This is a genomic window from Streptomyces iranensis (genome assembly GCF_017874715.1).
In the GTDB taxonomy this organism is placed as follows: domain Bacteria; phylum Actinomycetota; class Actinomycetes; order Streptomycetales; family Streptomycetaceae; genus Streptomyces; species Streptomyces iranensis.
Genome location: NZ_JAGGLR010000006.1, coordinates 184,450 through 201,087, shown reverse-complemented (window position 1 = coordinate 201,087; position 16,638 = coordinate 184,450). Strand labels below are relative to the sequence as shown.

Annotated in this window: 15 protein-coding genes; 6 read left to right on the top strand and 9 right to left on the bottom strand. The window is 72.0% G+C overall.

From position 1 onward, the window contains the following. Positions 1 to 46: 46 nt before the first annotated feature. Positions 47 to 322 carry a hypothetical protein gene (locus J2Z30_RS12600; RefSeq protein ID WP_044574882.1) on the bottom strand — a complete coding sequence of 92 codons (276 nt, stop codon included), beginning with the start codon at positions 320 to 322 and terminating at the stop codon, positions 47 to 49. A 134-nt stretch (positions 323 to 456) separates the two neighbouring features. After that, complete coding sequence (locus J2Z30_RS12595; protein WP_044574885.1) at positions 457 to 1,368, bottom strand: DUF4429 domain-containing protein; 912 nt, start codon at positions 1,366 to 1,368, stop codon at positions 457 to 459. 103 nt (positions 1,369 to 1,471) lie between these two features. Between J2Z30_RS12595 and J2Z30_RS12590 the strand changes: the two genes are divergently transcribed. Beyond that, positions 1,472 to 3,127 carry a beta-N-acetylhexosaminidase gene (locus tag J2Z30_RS12590; protein ID WP_044574886.1) on the top strand — a complete coding sequence of 552 codons (1,656 nt, stop codon included), beginning with the start codon at positions 1,472 to 1,474 and terminating at the stop codon, positions 3,125 to 3,127. A gap of 324 nt (positions 3,128 to 3,451) precedes the next feature. Here the strand turns inward: J2Z30_RS12590 and J2Z30_RS12585 are convergent, their stop codons facing one another. The 4 genes from J2Z30_RS12585 to J2Z30_RS12565 are packed head-to-tail and all read right to left on the bottom strand — an operon-like array spanning position 3,452 to position 9,800. Then, positions 3,452 to 4,618, bottom strand: coding sequence for an acyl-CoA dehydrogenase family protein (locus J2Z30_RS12585; RefSeq protein ID WP_209468653.1), 1,167 nt, complete (start codon positions 4,616 to 4,618; stop codon positions 3,452 to 3,454). A 3-nt stretch (positions 4,619 to 4,621) separates the two neighbouring features. Further along, positions 4,622 to 5,554, bottom strand: a complete 933-nt coding sequence (locus J2Z30_RS12580) for a hydroxymethylglutaryl-CoA lyase (RefSeq protein WP_044574888.1) — start codon at positions 5,552 to 5,554, stop codon at positions 4,622 to 4,624. After that, positions 5,551 to 8,088, bottom strand: coding sequence for an ATP-binding protein (locus tag J2Z30_RS49495; RefSeq protein WP_245387948.1), 2,538 nt, complete (start codon positions 8,086 to 8,088; stop codon positions 5,551 to 5,553). The genes J2Z30_RS12580 and J2Z30_RS49495 overlap by 4 nt, the downstream gene beginning before the upstream one ends. 59 nt (positions 8,089 to 8,147) lie before the next feature. Continuing rightward, positions 8,148 to 9,800, bottom strand: coding sequence for a carboxyl transferase domain-containing protein (locus tag J2Z30_RS12565; protein ID WP_044574890.1), 1,653 nt, complete (start codon positions 9,798 to 9,800; stop codon positions 8,148 to 8,150). Positions 9,801 to 9,915: 115 nt separating this feature from the next. Here J2Z30_RS12565 and J2Z30_RS12560 point away from each other — a divergent pair, with 115 nt between their 5' ends. From J2Z30_RS12560 to J2Z30_RS12550, 3 genes are all read left to right on the top strand, one after another. Further along, entirely contained in the window at positions 9,916 to 10,539 is a 624-nt protein-coding gene (locus tag J2Z30_RS12560; protein ID WP_044574892.1) for an SACE_7040 family transcriptional regulator, read from the top strand. Positions 10,540 to 10,703: 164 nt separating this feature from the next. After that, entirely contained in the window at positions 10,704 to 11,861 is a 1,158-nt protein-coding gene (locus tag J2Z30_RS12555; protein ID WP_044574893.1) for an acyl-CoA dehydrogenase family protein, read from the top strand. A 59-nt stretch (positions 11,862 to 11,920) separates the two neighbouring features. After that, positions 11,921 to 12,814 carry an acyl-CoA thioesterase gene (locus J2Z30_RS12550; protein ID WP_044574896.1) on the top strand — a complete coding sequence of 298 codons (894 nt, stop codon included), beginning with the start codon at positions 11,921 to 11,923 and terminating at the stop codon, positions 12,812 to 12,814. A 60-nt stretch (positions 12,815 to 12,874) separates the two neighbouring features. Here the strand turns inward: J2Z30_RS12550 and J2Z30_RS12545 are convergent, their stop codons facing one another. From J2Z30_RS12545 to J2Z30_RS12535, 3 genes are all read right to left on the bottom strand, one after another. Beyond that, positions 12,875 to 13,684 (bottom strand): phosphatase, encoded by an 810-nt coding sequence (locus J2Z30_RS12545; protein WP_372453270.1) that lies wholly within the window; start codon positions 13,682 to 13,684, stop codon positions 12,875 to 12,877. Positions 13,685 to 13,849: 165 nt separating this feature from the next. Further along, positions 13,850 to 15,283, bottom strand: coding sequence for a DEAD/DEAH box helicase (locus J2Z30_RS12540; protein ID WP_044574901.1), 1,434 nt, complete (start codon positions 15,281 to 15,283; stop codon positions 13,850 to 13,852). 97 nt (positions 15,284 to 15,380) lie between these two features. Next, positions 15,381 to 15,584 (bottom strand): cold-shock protein, encoded by a 204-nt coding sequence (locus tag J2Z30_RS12535; protein ID WP_020871138.1) that lies wholly within the window; start codon positions 15,582 to 15,584, stop codon positions 15,381 to 15,383. Positions 15,585 to 15,881: 297 nt separating this feature from the next. On the opposite strand from J2Z30_RS12535, the gene J2Z30_RS12530 reads away from it, so the two are divergent. Together J2Z30_RS12530 and J2Z30_RS12525 are read left to right on the top strand one after the other, a co-directional pair. Beyond that, the gene (locus J2Z30_RS12530) at positions 15,882 to 16,181 is read left to right on the top strand and encodes an SCO5918 family protein (RefSeq protein WP_044574903.1); all 300 of its coding nucleotides are present in this window, start codon (positions 15,882 to 15,884) and stop codon (positions 16,179 to 16,181) included. Positions 16,182 to 16,265: 84 nt separating this feature from the next. Then, the gene (locus tag J2Z30_RS12525) at positions 16,266 to 16,637 is read left to right on the top strand and encodes an ArsR/SmtB family transcription factor (protein ID WP_044574906.1); all 372 of its coding nucleotides are present in this window, start codon (positions 16,266 to 16,268) and stop codon (positions 16,635 to 16,637) included. Position 16,638: the final 1 nt, after the last annotated feature.

Below are 16,638 nucleotides of genomic sequence, written 5' to 3'. Positions count from 1 at the left end.
CCGGCGTCCTGGACCGGCGTCGTGGACCGGCGCCGTACCGGCGTGGTCAGCCGTAGACGATGCGGCGCAGCTGGCGCGGCGAGAGTTCGGGCGGGGCCACCGCGCGGTACGGCAGCTCGGCCGTGATCCGCTCGAAGATGTCCGCGTTGGTCAGCCCGCCGGACTGGAGTTCGCGGTGGCGGCGCCGGACGAACTCCTCCGTCGTCTCGTCGAAGTACGCCAGGACGTCCAGCACCACCCGGCCCGCCTCGCCGCGGCTGAGCGGCGTACTGCGGACCAGGTGGTCGATGAGGTCATCGTGGGACATGCGGCGGTCGAGCATCCGTAGATACTGCGATGCGGCGCGGCGTTTCGCAACATTCCTGCCCGATATCGGGCAGGGTTGGGTCTCGGTGACGGAAAATCCGGCGCTCGGTGGCGAGGAAGCTGTCCCTCAGGCGTAGGGGAAGCCGTCCCTCAGGCCTCGGAGAAGCGGCGGAGCACGGCCTGTTTGGCGGTGGTGAACTCCTCCTCGGTGAGGATCCCGCTCTGGTGAAGATCGCCGAGTTCGCGCAGCCGTCGCAGCAGGACGTCGTGATCCACCTCACCCTCGTCGCCCCCGGCGGGCGGGGCGTCCACGGGTGCCGGCTCGGGAGCGGACGCCTGGGCGGGGAGCGCCTTCACCGGGGTGCCCGGATGCGGCATCCGCGCCATGACGGCCGCCGCGACCAGCGCCATCAGCGGATCCTTCTTGAATCCGTACAGCACCACGGCATGCGGGTCGTACTTGGGCGCGGCCGTCGCCGTGGCCTTCGCCGTGATGAAGCGGAGGTAGCCGTTCTCCAGCCCGGCGGCCGGGACCCACTCCACCATCTCCAGATCGGGCAGGAGGATCGTGCGGGGGCCGCCCGACTTCTTCGACTCCTCGGTCTTCCAGTTCCAGTCCAGCCGGACCCGCTCCCCGTCGAAGGAGGCCGTGGCGTCGCCCGCCGACGCCGAGATCGGCACCGAGGGGCCGGGCAGCACATAGCGGTCGCAGGGGCCGGTCGGCACCTGCTCCAGGGTCAGGGACTGGCGGACCTCGTCGACCAGATACTCGGCGAGGTCCCTGCGGTCCGGCTCCACCGAGAGCTGATACGGATCGGCGGCGTCCGGCAGCTTGCCGCCGGTGGCCTGCAGCAGCGGGTCCGCCCCCTCGCGCAGCCGCAGCCGCAGCCGGCCCGACTTCCGCCCCGGCTCGTAGGCCACCCCGGCCAAGGCCACCAGGGGGACGGTCAGTTCGCCGAGCGCCTGCCGTACGGCAGGCACGCCGCGGTCCCGCCCCGGCACGATCCGGATCGCTTCCCCGTCAAAGCGCCAGGCGCCATCGCGCTGGGTGATTTCCGCCATGCGGTGAATTCTGACAGGCAGACAGCGACACATTGGTCTACACCTTGACCGCAACTGACCCTCGCGGTAACCAAGATGCCACGTTTCGTTGAAGGGACCCCCTGTGAGACGACGCCGTGCTCGACTTCTGTGTTCCCTGCTGCTGACCGTGGTGGCCGGGGCGGGGACCGCGGCCTCCTCCGCCTCCGCTTCTCCGGCTTCCCCCTGGTCCGCTCGCTCGTCCTCCGCTTCCGCCCAGGACCCCGCCGCGGCCGCCCCGACCGCGCTGGACCGGGTGGTGCCCGCGCCCGCGTCCGTACGGCCCGCGGCGGGCTCGTACGCGATTCGCCCGGACGCCCGCATCCGGGTGTCCGGCTCCGACGGCTCGGCGCGTTCGGCGCGCCGGGTGGGCGACTACCTGGCGCAGGTGCTGCGCCCCTCCACCGGCTTTTCGCTCCCCGTCACCACGCGATCGGGTGACGACGGCATCCGGCTGCGGCTGACGCCCAAGGCGGCCGGGGTGCGGACGCTGGGCGAGGAGGGGTACCGGCTCCAGGTGACCGGCCGCGCGATCACCCTCACCGCACGCGGCTCCGCCGGGCTGTTCCACGGCGTCCAGACCCTGCGGCAGCTGCTGCCCGCGTCCGTCGAACGCACCACCCGGCAGGCGGGCCCCTGGCGGGTCTCCGGCGGCACCATCACCGATGTGCCGCGCTACGCCTGGCGGGGCGCGATGCTCGATGTCTCCCGGCACTTCTTCGGTGTGGACCAGGTCAAGCGCTATATCGACCAACTGGCCCTCTACAAGATCAACAAGCTGCATCTGCATCTCTCGGACGACCAGGGATGGCGGATCGCGATCGACTCCTGGCCGAAGCTGGCCAGCCACGGCGGCTCGACGCAGGTCGGGGGCGGGCCCGGTGGCTACTACACCAAGGACGACTACCGCGAGATCGTGCGCTACGCGGCGAGCCGTGAGCTGACCGTCGTCCCTGAGATCGACATGCCGGGCCACACCAACGCGGCGCTCGCCTCCTACGCGGAGCTCAACTGCGACGGCGTCGCCCCGCCGCTCTACACCGGCACCGAGGTCGGTTTCAGCTCGCTGTGCGTGCCGAAGGAGGTGACGTACGACTTCGTGGACGACGTCATCCGCGAGCTCGCCGCGCTCACCCCCGGCCCCTACCTCCACATCGGCGGCGACGAGGCGCACTCCACCAGCCATGAGGACTATGTGGCCTTCATGGACCGGGTGCAGCCGGTGGTCGCCAAGTACGGCAAGACGGTGGTCGGCTGGCACCAGTTGACCGGTGCACACCCCGCGAAGGACGCGATCGCCCAGTACTGGGGGACGGACGGGAGCGAGAAGGAGGTCGCGGACGCGGCCAAGGCGGGCACCCGGCTGGTCCTCTCCCCGGCCAACCGCGCCTATCTGGACATGAAGTACAACGCCGATACGCCGCTGGGGCAGAACTGGGCCGGGTACGTCGAGGCGAAGCAGTCCTACGACTGGGACCCGGGCACGTACATCAAGGACGCCCCGGAGTCCTCGGTGCTCGGTGTCGAGGCGCCGCTGTGGTCGGAGACGCTCCAGACCAGCCCGCAGATCGAGTACATGGCCTTCCCTCGCCTCCCCGGCATCGCCGAGCTCGGCTGGTCGCCCGCGTCCACGCACAACTGGGACGACTACAAGGTGCGGGTGGCCGCACAGGGGCCCCGCTGGGACGCGATGGGCATCGCGTACTACCACTCCCCGCAGATCCCCTGGCCCACGAGCTGAGGCCTCCGCTCGGCTGAGGCCCGGGGCTCCGCCCCGGGTCCGACGCCTGCGGCGGGCTGCTCCCCTCCCCGCCCCTTCCCGAAACTGGGGCTTCGCCCCAGCCCCCGGGGCCCAGGGGGCTTCGCCCCCGGGCCCTGTTGCCTGGGGCTTCGCCCCCGGGCCCTGTTGCCTGGGGCTTCGCCCCCGGGCCCTGTACCTGGGGCTTCGCCCCCGGGCCCTGTACCTGGGGCTCTGCCCCGGGCCCTGTTGCTTGGGGCTTCGCCCCCGGGCCCCGTTACCAGGGGCGAGCCCCTGGTAACGGGAAGGGGCGGGCCCCATTGGTGCTCAGCTTGCGAAGCCCAGCTCTCGGGCGATCAGCGTGCGCTGGACCTCGCTGGTGCCCTCGCCGATCTCCAGGATCTTGGAGTCCCGCCACATCCGGGCCACCGGATACTCGTTCATGAAGCCGTAGCCACCGTGGATCTGGGTGGCCTCGCGGGCGTTGTCCACCGCGACCTCGGAGGAGTAGAGCTTCGCGATCGCCGCCTCCTTCTTGAACGGCTCGCCCAGCACCAGCCGGGAGGCCGCGTCACGCCAGGCCACCCGGGCCATATGGGCGCGCATCTCCATGTCGGCCAGCTTGAACTGGATCGCCTGGTTGGCGCCGATGGGGCGGCCGAACGCCTCGCGGGTCCTGGCGTACGTCACCGACTCGTCCACACAGCCCTGGGCGAGCCCGGTGGCCAGGGCCGAGATCGCGATCCGGCCCTCGTCCAGGATCCGCAGGAACTGGGCGTAGCCCCGGCCCTCCGCGCCCAGCAGGTTCGCGGCCGGGACCCGGCAGTCGGCGAAGGACAGCTCGCGGGTGTCCGAGGCGTTCCACCCCACCTTGGAGTAGGGGGCGGCCACGCTGAAGCCGGGGGTGCCGGACGGCACGATGATCGAGGAGATCTCGGGGCGGCCGTCGTCCTTGCGGCCGGTGACGGCGGTGACGGTGACCAGCGCGGTGATGTCCGTACCGGAGTTGGTGATGAAGCACTTGGTGCCGTTGATCACCCACTCGCCCGTGGCCTCGTCCAGCCGGGCCGTGGTGCGGGTGGCGCCCGCGTCCGAGCCGCCGCCGGGCTCGGTCAGGCCGAACGCGCCCAGGGTCTCCCCGGAGCAGAGCCCCGGCAGCCAGGTGCGCTTCTGCTCCTCCGTGCCGTAGAGGAAGATCGGCATCGCGCCGAGCGAGACCCCCGCCTCCAGGGTGATCGCCACCGAGGAGTCCACCCGGGCCAGCTCCTCCAGGGCGAGGCAGAGCGCGAAGTAGTCCCCGCCCATACCGCCGTACTCCTCCGGGAAGGGCAGGCCGAACAGGCCCATCCGGCCCATCTCGCGGACGATCTCGTACGGGAACTCATGGTGCTCCCAGTACTCCCCGATCTTGGGGGCGACCACATCATGCGCGAACGCCTCGACGGTGCGGCGCAGTTCCTCGTGTTCGGGGCTGAGACGGTGGTCGATCGGCATGGCTCAGATCTCCTTCTGGGAGAGGGCGCGGACGGTGCGGGACGGGCTGGGCCGGCCCAGATGCCGGGCCATCCACACGCTGGTGGCGGTGAGACGGCCGATGTCGACCCCGGTCTCGATGCCGAGGCCGTCGAGCATCCACACGAGGTCTTCGGTGGCGAGATTGCCCGTGGCGCTCTTGGCGTACGGACAGCCGCCGAGGCCCCCGGCGGAGGCGTCGACGGTGGTCACGCCGTGCTCGAGCGCGGCGAGAGTGTTGGCGAGGGCCTGGCCGTAGGTGTCGTGGAAGTGCACGGCCAGCCGGTCGTCGGCGACGCCCGCCTCGTTGAGCGTGTCCAGCAGCTCCCGCACATGGCCCGGGGTGGCCACGCCGATGGTGTCGCCGAGGCTGATCTCGTCGCATCCCATGTCCATCAGACGGCGGCTGACCGAGACGGTCTGGGAGATCGGGACCGGGCCCTCCCACGGGTCGCCGAAGCACATCGACAGATAGCCGCGCACGGCCACGCCCGCGTCCTTGGCCTTGGTGACCACCGGCTCGAACATCTCCAGCGCGCCGTCCACCGTGCGATTGAGATTGGCCTTGGCGAAGGACTCCGTGGCGCTGGCGAAGACGGCGATCTCGCGCGCGCCCAGCCCGAGGGCGCGGTCCAGCCCGCGCTCATTGGGCACGAGCACGGGGAGCCGGACGTCCACGTCGTCGATGAGCGCCATCAGCTCCTCGGCGTCGGCCAGTTGGGGCACCCACTTGGGGTGGACGAAGCTGGTGGCCTCGATGGTGGTGAGGCCGGCCTCGGCGAGCCGGTGGATGAACTCGGCCTTGACGGCCGCCGGGACCAGCGCCTTCTCGTTCTGCAACCCGTCCCGGGGGCCCACCTCGTGGATCCGGACCCGGGTGGGCAGCCCGGGGGCCGGGACGGTCATGGGGAGGGTCATCGCTCACGCTCCTCGCTCTGCTGCGGCTCGTGCGGGGTGACGACCGCCAGCAGCTGATCCATGGCGACCGTGCTGCCGGGGGTCACCTCGAGCTCGGTGACGGTGCCGTCGTGCGGCGCGGAGATGAGGTGCTCCATCTTCATCGCCTCGACCACCAGCAGGCCCTGACCCGCGGTGACCTCGTCGCCGACGGCCGCCTTCACGACGGTGACGGTGCCGGGCATGGGCGCGGTCAGCTCCCCGGCGTGCGCCGCGGCGGCCCCGCCGCGCAGCGCCTCCTCCACGGGGTCGTGCCCGACCACGCGCCAGGCGTCCCCGTCCCGCCCCAGCCAGTGGCTCGCGCCGTGCGCGGCATGCCGGAAGCGGTGGGTGACCCCGCCGAGGTCCAGCAACACGGTGCCCTCGTCGAGGGCAATGAGCCGCGCCCGCATACCCGCACCCGCGTCGGCACCCGTGTCGGCGTCGGCGGCCGGACGCCATGCGGCGTCCGCCTCCGCGCGGGCCGGAGCGGTGCTTGTGCCCGCGCCCGCGTCTGCGGGGGCAGGAGTGGTGGTGCCCGCGCCCGCGTCGGCCGCCGGGCGTGGGTCCGCCACGCGCGGGGCCGTGCCCGCTGCCGCGCGCGCCCCGCCGGGGCGGCGGTCCGCCGCCGCGTGGTGGGCGGCGGCCCGCTCGTCCGCCTCCGCTTCCGGGGTGCGCGCACTGGCACCGGTGACGGTGGAGTCGGGGCTGGTCCGGGTGACCAGGGCCGCCGCGCCGCCCTCGCCCGCGCCCATGGGCCGAGCGGCCACGGCCGCCGTGTTCTGTGGGCCGCCGGTCCGGCCGTTGGCGGGGGCCGCCAGGGCGCTGCCGTCGGGCTGCTCGATGCGGAGCTCCGCGTCGTGGGCGCGGCCGCGGACGCGGACCGTCACCGGGGGGTGGCCCGCTACGCGGAGGCGGTGGATTGTCCAGGCGGGGGCGCCGCCGAGGCGCCAGCCGGTGGGAACCGAGAACGGATCGACCCAAACGCCCGCGGCCGGGCCGCCGAGGCCGGAGCCGCCGGGCTCTGGGCGCCCACCGGATCCATCGCCACGCGGAGTGGCGGGCTCCAGGGCCGCCTGGCGCAGCAGGGCCGCCGTCGCGTAGACCTCCTCCGGTACGGCCGCCGGGATCAGCTGGGCCGCCGCGCGGTCGACCAGGCCCGTGTCGAGCTCGCCCGAGGCGACCGCGGGGTGGGCGGCCAGACGGCGCAGAAAGCCCGTGTTGGTGTCCACGCCGAGGACGGTCAGGGCGCCGAGGGCGGCGCGCAGCCGGCGCAGGGCGGTGGGGCGGTCGGGGCCATGGGCGATGACCTTGGCGAGCATCGGGTCGTAGACCGTGCCGACCTCGGTGCCCCGGCTCAGCCCGGAGTCGACCCGCACCCCCTCGCCCTCCGGCTCGTCCAGCGCCAGCACGGTCCCGGCCGAGGGCAGGAAGTCCACCCTGCCGTCGGCCGCCGCGCGGGCGGTCTCGGCGCAGATACGGGCCTCCACCGCGTGGCCCGCGAAGGCGATGTCGTCCTGCCCGAACGGCAGCGGCTCGCCCGCGGCGACGCGCAGCTGCCACTCCACCAGGTCGAGACCGGGCCGCCCGCCGACCGACACCGTCAGCTCGGTGACCGGATGCTCCACCTGGAGGCGGGTGTTCATCTCCATGAAGCAGTACGCCGACGGATCGTCGCCCGGCACGATGAACTCGACCGTGCCCGCGCCCACATAGCCGCACGACCGGGCCGCCGCCACCGCGGCCTCGCCCATCCGTGCCCGGGTGACCTCGTCCAGCAGCGGGCTGGGCGCCTCCTCGATGATCTTCTGATGGCGGCGCTGGAGCGAGCACTCGCGCTCCCCGAGGTGGACCACGTGCCCCTGACCGTCCGCCAGCACCTGGATCTCGATGTGCCGGGGCCGGTCGATCCAGCGCTCCACCAGCAGCGTGTCATCGCCGAAGGCGCCGCGCGCCTCCCGCCGGGCGGCCGCGATCTCGTCGGCGAGCAGCGCCTCGTCGCGGACCAGCCGCATGCCCTTGCCGCCGCCGCCCGCCGAGGGCTTCAGCAGCACCGGCATCCCGATCTCCCGGGCGGCGGCGGTGAGCTGCCCGTCCGTCAGCCCGCTGCCCGAGGAGCCCGGCACCACCGGCACCCCGGCCGCGCGCACGGTCTCCTTGGCGCGGATCTTGTCGCCCATCAGCTCGATGGCCCCGGCGGGCGGCCCGATGAAGGCGAGCCCGGCGTCGGCGCAGGCTCGGGCGAACGCCCCGTTCTCCGCGAGGAAGCCATAGCCGGGGTGGACGGCCTGGGCGCCGGTGCGCGCCGCGGCCTCCAGCAGCCGCTCGATGGACAGATAGCTCTCCGCGGCGGGGGCGGGGCCGATCCGCACCGCCGTGTCCGCCTCGCGCACATGGCGGGCGTCGGCGTCGGCGTCGCTGTAGACGGCGACCGAGCGCACTCCGAGCCGCCGCAGGGTGCGGATGACGCGCACGGCGATCTCACCGCGGTTGGCCACCAGGACGGTGTCGAACATCGCGGGCGACGGGCCGGTCGCCTTCGTACCGCTCATGCCACTCATCGGGTGCATCCCCCTCACATCCGGAAGACGCCGTAGCCGGGCGCCGCGGGCTCGGTGGCCGTACGGCCGGGCAGCGGTGCGTTGGCGCAGGCCGTAAGGGCGAGGCCGAGCACCGTGCGGGTCTCCAGGGGGTCGATCACACCGTCGTCCCACAGCCGGGCGGTGGCGTAATAGGCGTTTCCCTGCGCCTCGTACTGCTCGCGGACCGGGGCCCGGAACGCCTCCTCGTCCTCGGTGCTCCACTCCTCCCCGCGCGCCTCCATCTGGTCGCGCTTGACGGTGGCGAGCACGGAGGCGGCCTGCTCACCGCCCATCACCGAGATCTTGGCGTTGGGCCACATCCACAGGAAGCGCGGCGAATAGGCCCGGCCGCACATCGAGTAGTTGCCCGCCCCGTAGGAACCGCCGATGACGACCGTGAGCTTGGGGACGCGGGTGCAGGCCACGGCGGTGACCATCTTGGCGCCGTGCTTGGCGATACCGCCCGCCTCATAGCTGCGGCCGACCATGAACCCCGAGATGTTCTGCAGGAAGATCAGGGGGATGCCGCGCTGGTCGCACAGCTCGATGAAGTGGGCGCCCTTCTGGGCCGATTCGGAGAACAGGATGCCGTTGTTGGCGACGATGCCCACCGGGTGGCCCATGATCCGCGCGAAGCCCGTGACCAGCGTGGTGCCGAACTCGGCCTTGAACTCGGCGAACCGCGAGCCGTCCACCACCCGCGCGATGACCTCCCGCACGTCGTACGGCGTGCGCGAGTCGACCGGGACCGCCCCGTAGAGCCCGGCCGGGTCCACCGCGGGCTCCTCGGAGGGCTCCAGCGGCCACGGTGGCGACCCCTGCCGCATCGCGGACGGCGGCAGGGTGGCGACGATGGAGCGGACGATCCGCAGTGCGTGGGGGTCGTCCTCGGCCAGGTGGTCGGTCACGCCCGAGATCCGGGAGTGGACCTCGCCGCCGCCCAGCTCCTCCGCCGAGACAACCTCACCGGTGGCCGCCTTCACCAGCGGCGGCCCGCCCAGGAAGATCGTGCCCTGCCCGCGCACGATCACGGCCTCGTCGCTCATCGCCGGGACATACGCCCCGCCCGCCGTGCAGGACCCCATCACGGCCGCGACCTGCGGAATCCCGGAGCCGGACAGCCGCGCCTGGTTGTAGAAGATCCGCCCGAAGTGGTCGCGGTCCGGGAAGACCTCGTCCTGCATGGGGAGGAAGGCACCGCCGGAGTCGACCAGATAGACGCACGGCAGGCGGTTCTCCAGCGCGACCTCCTGGGCGCGCAGATGCTTCTTCACCGTCATCGGGTAGTACGTGCCGCCCTTGACCGTGGCGTCATTGGCGACCACGACCACCTCACGGCCCGACACCCGCCCGATCCCGGCGATCACCCCCGCCGCCGGGGCCTGGCCCCCGTACATCCCCTCGGCCGCGAGCGGTGCCAGCTCCAGGAACGGGGAGCCCGGATCCAGCAGTGTGTCCACCCGGTCGCGCGGCAGCAGCTTGCCGCGCGCGGTGTGCCGCGCCCGCGCCTTCTCCCCGCCGCCCAGCCGCGCCACGGCCAGCTTCTCGCGCAGCCGCGCGGCCAGCTCGCGATGCCCGGCCTCATTGGCCTTCCAGGCCTCGGACCCCGGGTCGGCGCCGCTGCGCAGCGCCGGTGCCTGCTCCATGGCTACGAGCCCCCTCGCTCGGTCCCGTGCTCGGTCCCGCTCGGTACCGTTAGTGAACGTTAACTACTCCCCACCAGGTTAACGACCACTAACCCCGCTGTCTAGAATCGAATCCATGAGCACGCAAGCACCCGCCCCGAGCCGCCGTGAGCAGATCCTCAAGGAGGCCGCCCGCCTCTTCGCCGAGCGCGGCTTCCACGGCGTCGGCGTCGATGAGATAGGCGCCGCGGTCGGCATCAGCGGCCCCGGTCTCTACCGCCACTTCCCCGGCAAGGAGGCGATGCTGGCCGAGCTGCTCGTCGGGATCAGCGGCCGGCTGCTGACGGGTGGCAAGCGGCGGGCCGCGGAGGGGGAGGGGGCCGGGCGCGCCCCCGCGGAGGTGCTGGATTCGCTGATCGAGGGGCATATCGACTTCGCCCTCGACGACCGCCCGCTGATCATCCTCCACGACCGCGAGCTCGACCGGCTCCGGGACACCGACCGCAAGCTGGTGCGCTCCCTCCAGCGGCAGTACGTGGAGCTGTGGGTCGAGGTGGTGCGGAAGGTCTACCCCCGGCTCGCCGAGGCCGAGGCCCGCGCGTGTGTCCACGCGGTCTTCGGGCTGCTCAACTCCACGCCCCACCTCGGCCGCCCCGGAGCCCTCCCGGGGCGCGCGGCCACCGCCGCACTGCTGCACCGCCTGGCTCTGGGCGCCTTCGACGGCGCCCATGGTGCGGATGGCGCGCCCCTTCGGCCGTGAACCGAGCCCTGTGGAGGCTGGACAGGCTGGGTAACTGGCGGGTAGCTTTCACTGAGCAAGCGCTTAGGTGAGTGCTGCCAAGCCATCAATTGAGGAATCACGACGGCGGCCGGGCGGATCCGCGAGAGCGGCGGCGGCTTAGCCGCGAGGAGGGCCGCGCCAATATGCGCCGTACGGTGTTCAACGAGGACCACGAGGCGTTCCGGGAGACCATCCGCGACTTCATCGCGGCCGAGGTCGTGCCGTACTACGACGAGTGGCGGGAGGCCGGTCAGGCCCCGCGCGAGTTCTACAAGAAGCTCGGTGAGCTCGGTGTCTTCGGTATCGAGGTGCCCGAGGAGTACGGCGGGGCCGGCGAGACCAGCTTCAAGTTCAACGCCGTCATCACCGAGGAGACCGCCCGCGCGGGGGTCAGCTTCGGTGGCAGCAGTGTCCACACCGCGCTGTGCCTGCCGTACCTCCTCAAGTACGCCGACGAGGAGCAGAAGCGGCGCTGGCTGCCCTCCTTCGTCTCCGGCGACATGATGACCGCCATCGCCATGACCGAGCCCGGCACCGGCTCCGACCTGGCGGGTATGAAGACCACCGCCAAGCTCTCCGAGGACGGCACCCACTACGTCCTCAACGGCGCCAAGACCTTCATCACCGGCGGCGTCCTGGCCGACCGGGTGCTGGTCTGTGCCCGCACCGCCCCGCCCACCCCCGAGGACCGCCGCGGCGGCATATCCATCCTCGTGGTGGACACCAAGAGCGAGGGCTACGCGGTCGGCCGCAAGCTGGAGAAGCTGGGCCTGAAGACCTCCGACACCGCCGAGCTCTCCTTCACCGACGTCAAGGTGCCGGTGGAGGACCTGCTGGGCGAGGAGGGCAAGGCGTTCGGCTACCTCGCCCACAATCTGCCGCAGGAGCGCCTGGGGATCGCCGTCGGGGCGTACGCACAGGCCGCGGCCGCCGTACGGTTCGCCACCGAGTACGTCCGGGACCGCACCGTCTTCGGCCAGCCGGTGGCGTCGTTCCAGAACACCAAGTTCGTGCTCGCCGACTGCAAGTCCGAGGTGGACGCGCTCGAGGCGGTCGTGGACCGGGCCCTGGACGCGCACGACGCCGGTGAGCTGACCGCCGCCGACGCCGCCTCCGCCAAGCTCTTCACCACCGAGCGCGCCGCCGTCGTCATCGACCGGTGCCTGCAGCTCCACGGCGGCTACGGCTACATGATGGAGTACCCCATCGCCCGGCTGTACGCGGACACCCGCGTCAACCGGATCTACGGCGGCACCAGTGAGGTCATGCGGTCCATCGTCGCCAAGTCGATGGGTCTGTGACGGCCGTCATGACCAGGGGCAACAGGGCCGCAATACGGGTCTGCAAGACTGCTTGAACCATGAATGACGCACTTCAGGGCCTTCTCGATCTGCTCGATCTCGAACAGATCGAGGAGGACATCTTCCGCGGCACCAGCGACGCCGCACCCCTCGTACCGCGGGTCTTCGGCGGCCAGGTCGCCGCCCAGGCCCTGGTCGCCGCGGGCCGCACCGTGCCCGCGGACCGCTCGGCGCATTCGCTGCACGCGTACTTCCTGCGGCCCGGCGACCCCGGGGCGCCCATCGTCTACACCGTCGACCGGATCCGGGACGGTCACTCCTTCACCACCCGCCGGGTGGTCGCCGTCCAGCACGGACAGCCGATCTTCCATCTCTCGGCCTCCTTCCAGCTGCACGAGGACGGCCTCGAGCACCAGGAGCCGATGCCGGACGTCCCCGACCCGCTCACCCTGCCCACCGCCGAGGAACTGCTGCCCCGCTATGAGCACCTCTTCGTCGGCCCCGGGGTGACCGAGCGGATGCTCCAGGCGCGGGCCTCGATCGATCTGCGGTACGTGGACGAGCCGCCCTTCGGCAGCGTCGGACGGCCGCGCGAGCCCAAGTCGCAGGTTTGGTTCCGGACCAACGGCAAACTGGACGGCACCGCCGACCACCCCCTGCTCCACGTCTGCCTGGCGACCTATGTGTCCGACATGACGCTGCTGGACTCCATCCTGCTCGCCCATGGGCGCGGCGGCTGGGCGGTCGGCGACATCGTCGGGGCCAGTCTGGATCACGCCATGTGGTTCCACCGGCCGTTCCGGGTGGACGACTGGCTGCTGTACGACCAGGAGAGCCCCTCCGCGTCCGGCGGCCGCGGGCTCGCCAAGGGCCGTATCTTCACTGCCGACGGGCGGCTGGCCGTCTCCGTGATCCAGGAAGGGGTCATGCGGGTGCCGCGCGAGAAGAGGTGAGCGCGGCGGGCGGTGGCCCGGAGCCGTCGGAAACCGGGCCGTCACGACCAGATCAGGTCGTCAGAACTGGGCCGTCAGCCCCGCCGCGTCCAGCAGGTACGCCGTCATCGCGTCGTAGAACCTCGGGTTGGTGACGTGGTCGTCCAGCGGGACCACCGCCGACAGCGTGCCCTCGGACTCGCCGAGGAAGAGCGCCGGGTCGTTGCAGTCCGCGTAGCCCACGGCGTCGATGCCCCGCTGCCCCGCACACCCCGCCCAGCCGTGGTCGGCGACCACCAGATCGGGCAGTGGCCGCCCTTCGCGCGCCAGCCCGTCGAGGATCGCCGCCATGGGCGCGGGGGAGTGGGTGTGCCACAGCGTGGCGCCCCGCTCCAGCATCGCCACATCGCAGAACTGGAAGACATACCCCTCGTCCGCCTGCAGCCCGCCCGGGATCTCCACGATCTCGCATCCGGCGGCCCGCAGCGCCGCCGCCGTGGCCCGGTGGACCTCCAGCAGCCCGCCCGGGTGCCCGGTGGCGAACAGCACCCGCTCGTTCGCCTCCGCCGCCTTCCGCAGCACCGACGCCATCCGGTCCAGCGCGCCGACGGTCAGCTCCGGGTCGATGGTGTCCTGCCCCGAGCGGTGCTGCGGGTCGTCCACCACACCGCAGCGCTCGGCCATGACCGCCAGCACGTCCTGCTCATCGGTCCAGCGGTCGCCCAGCTCCAGGCCCAACCAGTAGTGGCGGTCGCCGTTCGCGAGCTTGCGGTAGTGGGAGAGGTTGTTCTCACGAGGGGTGGCGACATCGCCCGCGATGCGCGTACGGACGAGATGGTCGATCAGTTCGGCACGGCTGGGCACGGCGCTGGGTATCGGCATGTGGCCCATTGTCGCCTCTCCGACGGGGTAATGGGGACATCCACCGCCGGTCGGGCGTGACACGATCATGGCGAAATGCCGGATGTCCGCCCGGACGGCCGCCGGCCGGACCCTGGGCGGGTCCTGCCCGGCCCCGCACCGGGCTCCGCACCCCGGCGGGCTCCGCACCCCGGCCTAACGGCGGGGCCGACGGCTCCTGGCGGGGCGACGGGCGGCCCGGCCCGCACGCTGTGGCTGCGGCGGCACGGGCGCGCTGATGGTCACGGGAACACCGGAGGGATCCTGTGCTCCGGTGATACGGGTGAGTTCGGGGTCGGTGGGGTGGACCCGGGCGGTCCGGGGGGTGATGCCCGCGTCGGCCATGAGACGGACCATGTCCCGGCGCTGGTCCGGAGTGACCAGCGTGATGACGCTGCCCGATCCACCCGCACGGGCGGTACGGCCACCACGGTGCAGATAGTCCTTGTGGTCGGCGGGCGGGTCGACGTTGACGACGAGATCGAGATCGTCCACATGAATGCCCCGGGCGGCGACGTTCGTGGCCACCAGCACGGTGACATGGCCGGACTTGAAGTGGTCCAGGGTCCGGGTGCGCTGCGGCTGGGACTTGCCGCCGTGCAGCGCGGCCGCCCGTACGCCGCTGGTCAGCAGATGCCGGGTCAGCCGGTCGACGGCGCGCTTGGTGTCCAGGAACAGGATGACGCGGCCGTCCCTGGCGGCGACCCGGGTGACCACGGAGCGCTTGTCGGTGTCCGCGATGTGCAGCACATGGTGCTCCATCGTGGTGACGGCACCGGCGGACGGGTCGAGCGAGTGCACGGCCGGGTCGTGGAGGAACTGGCGCACCAGCAGGCCGATGTTGTGGTCGAGGGTCGCGGAGAACAGCAGGCGCTGGCCGTCGGCGGGTACCTGCCGCAGCAGCCGGGTCACCTGGGGCAGGAAGCCCATGTCGGCCATTTGGTCGGCCTCGTCGAGGACCGTGGTGCGCACCTGGTCCAGTCGGCAGTCGCCGCGTTCGATCAGGTCCTGGAGGCGCCCGGGGGTCGCGATGACCACCTCCGCGCCGCCGCGCAGGGCCTCGGCCTGGCGGTTGATCGACATTCCGCCGACCACGGTGGCCGGACGCAGCCGCAGCCGCCGGGCATAGGGGGTCAGCGCCTCGGTGACCTGCTGGGCCAGCTCCCGGGTGGGGACCAGCACCAGGGCGAGGGGGCGGCCGCGCTCCGCGCGCTGCCCGGCGGTGCGGGCCAGCAGGGCGAGGCCGAAGGCGAGGGTCTTGCCGGAGCCGGTTCGGCCACGGCCCAGGACGTCCCGGCCGGTGAGGGCGTTGGGGAGGGCGGCCGCCTGGATCGGGAAGGGCACGGTGACACCCTGCTGGGCCAGCTCCGCGAGCAGCTCCTCCGGCATGTCGAGCTCGGAGAACGACGTGACGGCGGGCAGCACCGGGGCGGAGCCGGGCGGCAGGGCGAATTCGTTTCCGCCGTTGTTGCCGCCGGTGGAGCGGGGGCGGCCACGGTCGGCGGAGCGGCCACGGTCGGCGGAGCGGCCATGGCCGGCGGAACGGGAGGGCGCGGGTTTTTTGCGGTACGAGCGGGAGGAGCGGCTCAATGCGGTGCCTTCTGCTGGGCGCGGTCTGCGGAAACGCGTACGAGCCGAGGCCCGCACCCCTTCAGGTACGGGCCCCGGCTCGTGACAGGCGCTGCGATCAGGCGGGAACGATGTTCTCCGCCTGCGGGCCCTTCTGGCCCTGGGTGACGTCGAAGGTCACCTTCTGGCCTTCCTGGAGCTCGCGGAAGCCGCTGGTGGCGATGTTCGAGTAGTGGGCGAAGACGTCGGCGCCGCCGCCATCCTGCTCGATGAAGCCGAAGCCCTTTTCCGCGTTGAACCACTTCACGGTGCCAGTAGCCATGTCCTTCTCCTTCTTTTGGGGATCGGTCCGGAATGCGCGGTAATTGCATCCCGAGTCGCCGAAATGTCCCCATCCGGAAATGACCGGCAAAAACAAGAAATGCGCCCTGCGGCTACATACCGCCAGGCGCACACAAAGTCCATGGGTACCAAAACTGCAACTGACGGAGAGCCTATCACGTACGGCCTGGGAACGGAGGGAACCGGGTGGGCGATTTTCCCGTCGGGCTGTGCCCTCCTGCTTCGAGGTGTGACACGCTGGTGCTTCCGACTCCTCTTCTCTCCCCGTGGGGGCGCCATGCGCTGCATCATCGCCAACTTCGCCTTCGACCTGACCGCGCGCGAGGTGACGGACGCGATGAGTGGTGTCAGCCCCGAACCGATCACCGGCCCATCGGTCCAGATCGGCCGCCGTGTCTACCCGGCCAAGCAGGTCGGGGCGGTGGTCACTCGCCAGGACCGCCGCGACTTCACGGCGGGAGAGGTGGTCCGGGCCATGAAGCGCCTCGGCTTCACCTGCCATCCGGCGCCCCCGGTCGCGGCGTCCGGCGCCGTCGAGACCGCCTCCGAGCTTCTGGGGAAGCCGACGGACGGCTGACCTCTGCGGTTGGGGGGGTATCCGCGGCGCGGGAGCGTCGTTTAAGCGTTGACTTATATAAGCGGTGGCTGGCATAGTCCGGGCGTGCACGCACTCGATGTCCTCGGGGACCCCGTCCGGCGCCGGATATTGGAGCTGCTCGCCGACGGGGAGCGGTCCTCCGGCGAGGTCAGCTCCGTCGTCCGGGCCGAGTTCGGCATCTCGCAGCCCGCCGTCTCGCAGCATCTGCGGGTGTTGCGGGAGGCCGGATTCGCCTCCGTACGGGCCGAGGGCACACGGCGGTTGTACGCCGTCGAGGCCGCGCCCCTGCGGGAGGTCGACCGGTGGCTCGACCGGTTCCGGGGCTTCTGGGAGCAGCGGCTGGACGCGCTGGGGACGGAACTGGCGCGGGGCAAGCGGCAGCGGCGGCTCGATCAGGAGCGCGGCGGCGGCAGCGGAACCGATGCGGAGACATGAG

Bases quoted from the DNA above. Each gene is read 5' to 3' on its own strand.
- J2Z30_RS12560 (WP_044574892.1), top strand. From the start codon at position 9,916: ATGAGCACGCAAGCACCCGCCCCGAGCCGCCGTGAGCAGATCCTCAAG.
- J2Z30_RS12530 (WP_044574903.1), top strand. From the start codon at position 15,882: ATGCGCTGCATCATCGCCAACTTCGCCTTCGACCTGACCGCGCGCGAG.
- J2Z30_RS12545 (WP_372453270.1), bottom strand. From the start codon at position 13,684: ATGGGCCACATGCCGATACCCAGCGCCGTGCCCAGCCGTGCCGAACTG.
- J2Z30_RS12550 (WP_044574896.1), top strand. From the start codon at position 11,921: ATGAATGACGCACTTCAGGGCCTTCTCGATCTGCTCGATCTCGAACAG.
- J2Z30_RS12555 (WP_044574893.1), top strand. From the start codon at position 10,704: ATGCGCCGTACGGTGTTCAACGAGGACCACGAGGCGTTCCGGGAGACC.
- J2Z30_RS12535 (WP_020871138.1), bottom strand. From the start codon at position 15,584: ATGGCTACTGGCACCGTGAAGTGGTTCAACGCGGAAAAGGGCTTCGGC.
- J2Z30_RS12580 (WP_044574888.1), bottom strand. From the start codon at position 5,554: ATGACCCTCCCCATGACCGTCCCGGCCCCCGGGCTGCCCACCCGGGTC.
- J2Z30_RS12585 (WP_209468653.1), bottom strand. From the start codon at position 4,618: ATGCCGATCGACCACCGTCTCAGCCCCGAACACGAGGAACTGCGCCGC.
- J2Z30_RS49495 (WP_245387948.1), bottom strand. From the start codon at position 8,088: ATGTTCGACACCGTCCTGGTGGCCAACCGCGGTGAGATCGCCGTGCGC.
- J2Z30_RS12595 (WP_044574885.1), bottom strand. From the start codon at position 1,368: ATGGCGGAAATCACCCAGCGCGATGGCGCCTGGCGCTTTGACGGGGAA.
- J2Z30_RS12565 (WP_044574890.1), bottom strand. From the start codon at position 9,800: ATGGAGCAGGCACCGGCGCTGCGCAGCGGCGCCGACCCGGGGTCCGAG.
- J2Z30_RS12600 (WP_044574882.1), bottom strand. From the start codon at position 322: ATGCTCGACCGCCGCATGTCCCACGATGACCTCATCGACCACCTGGTC.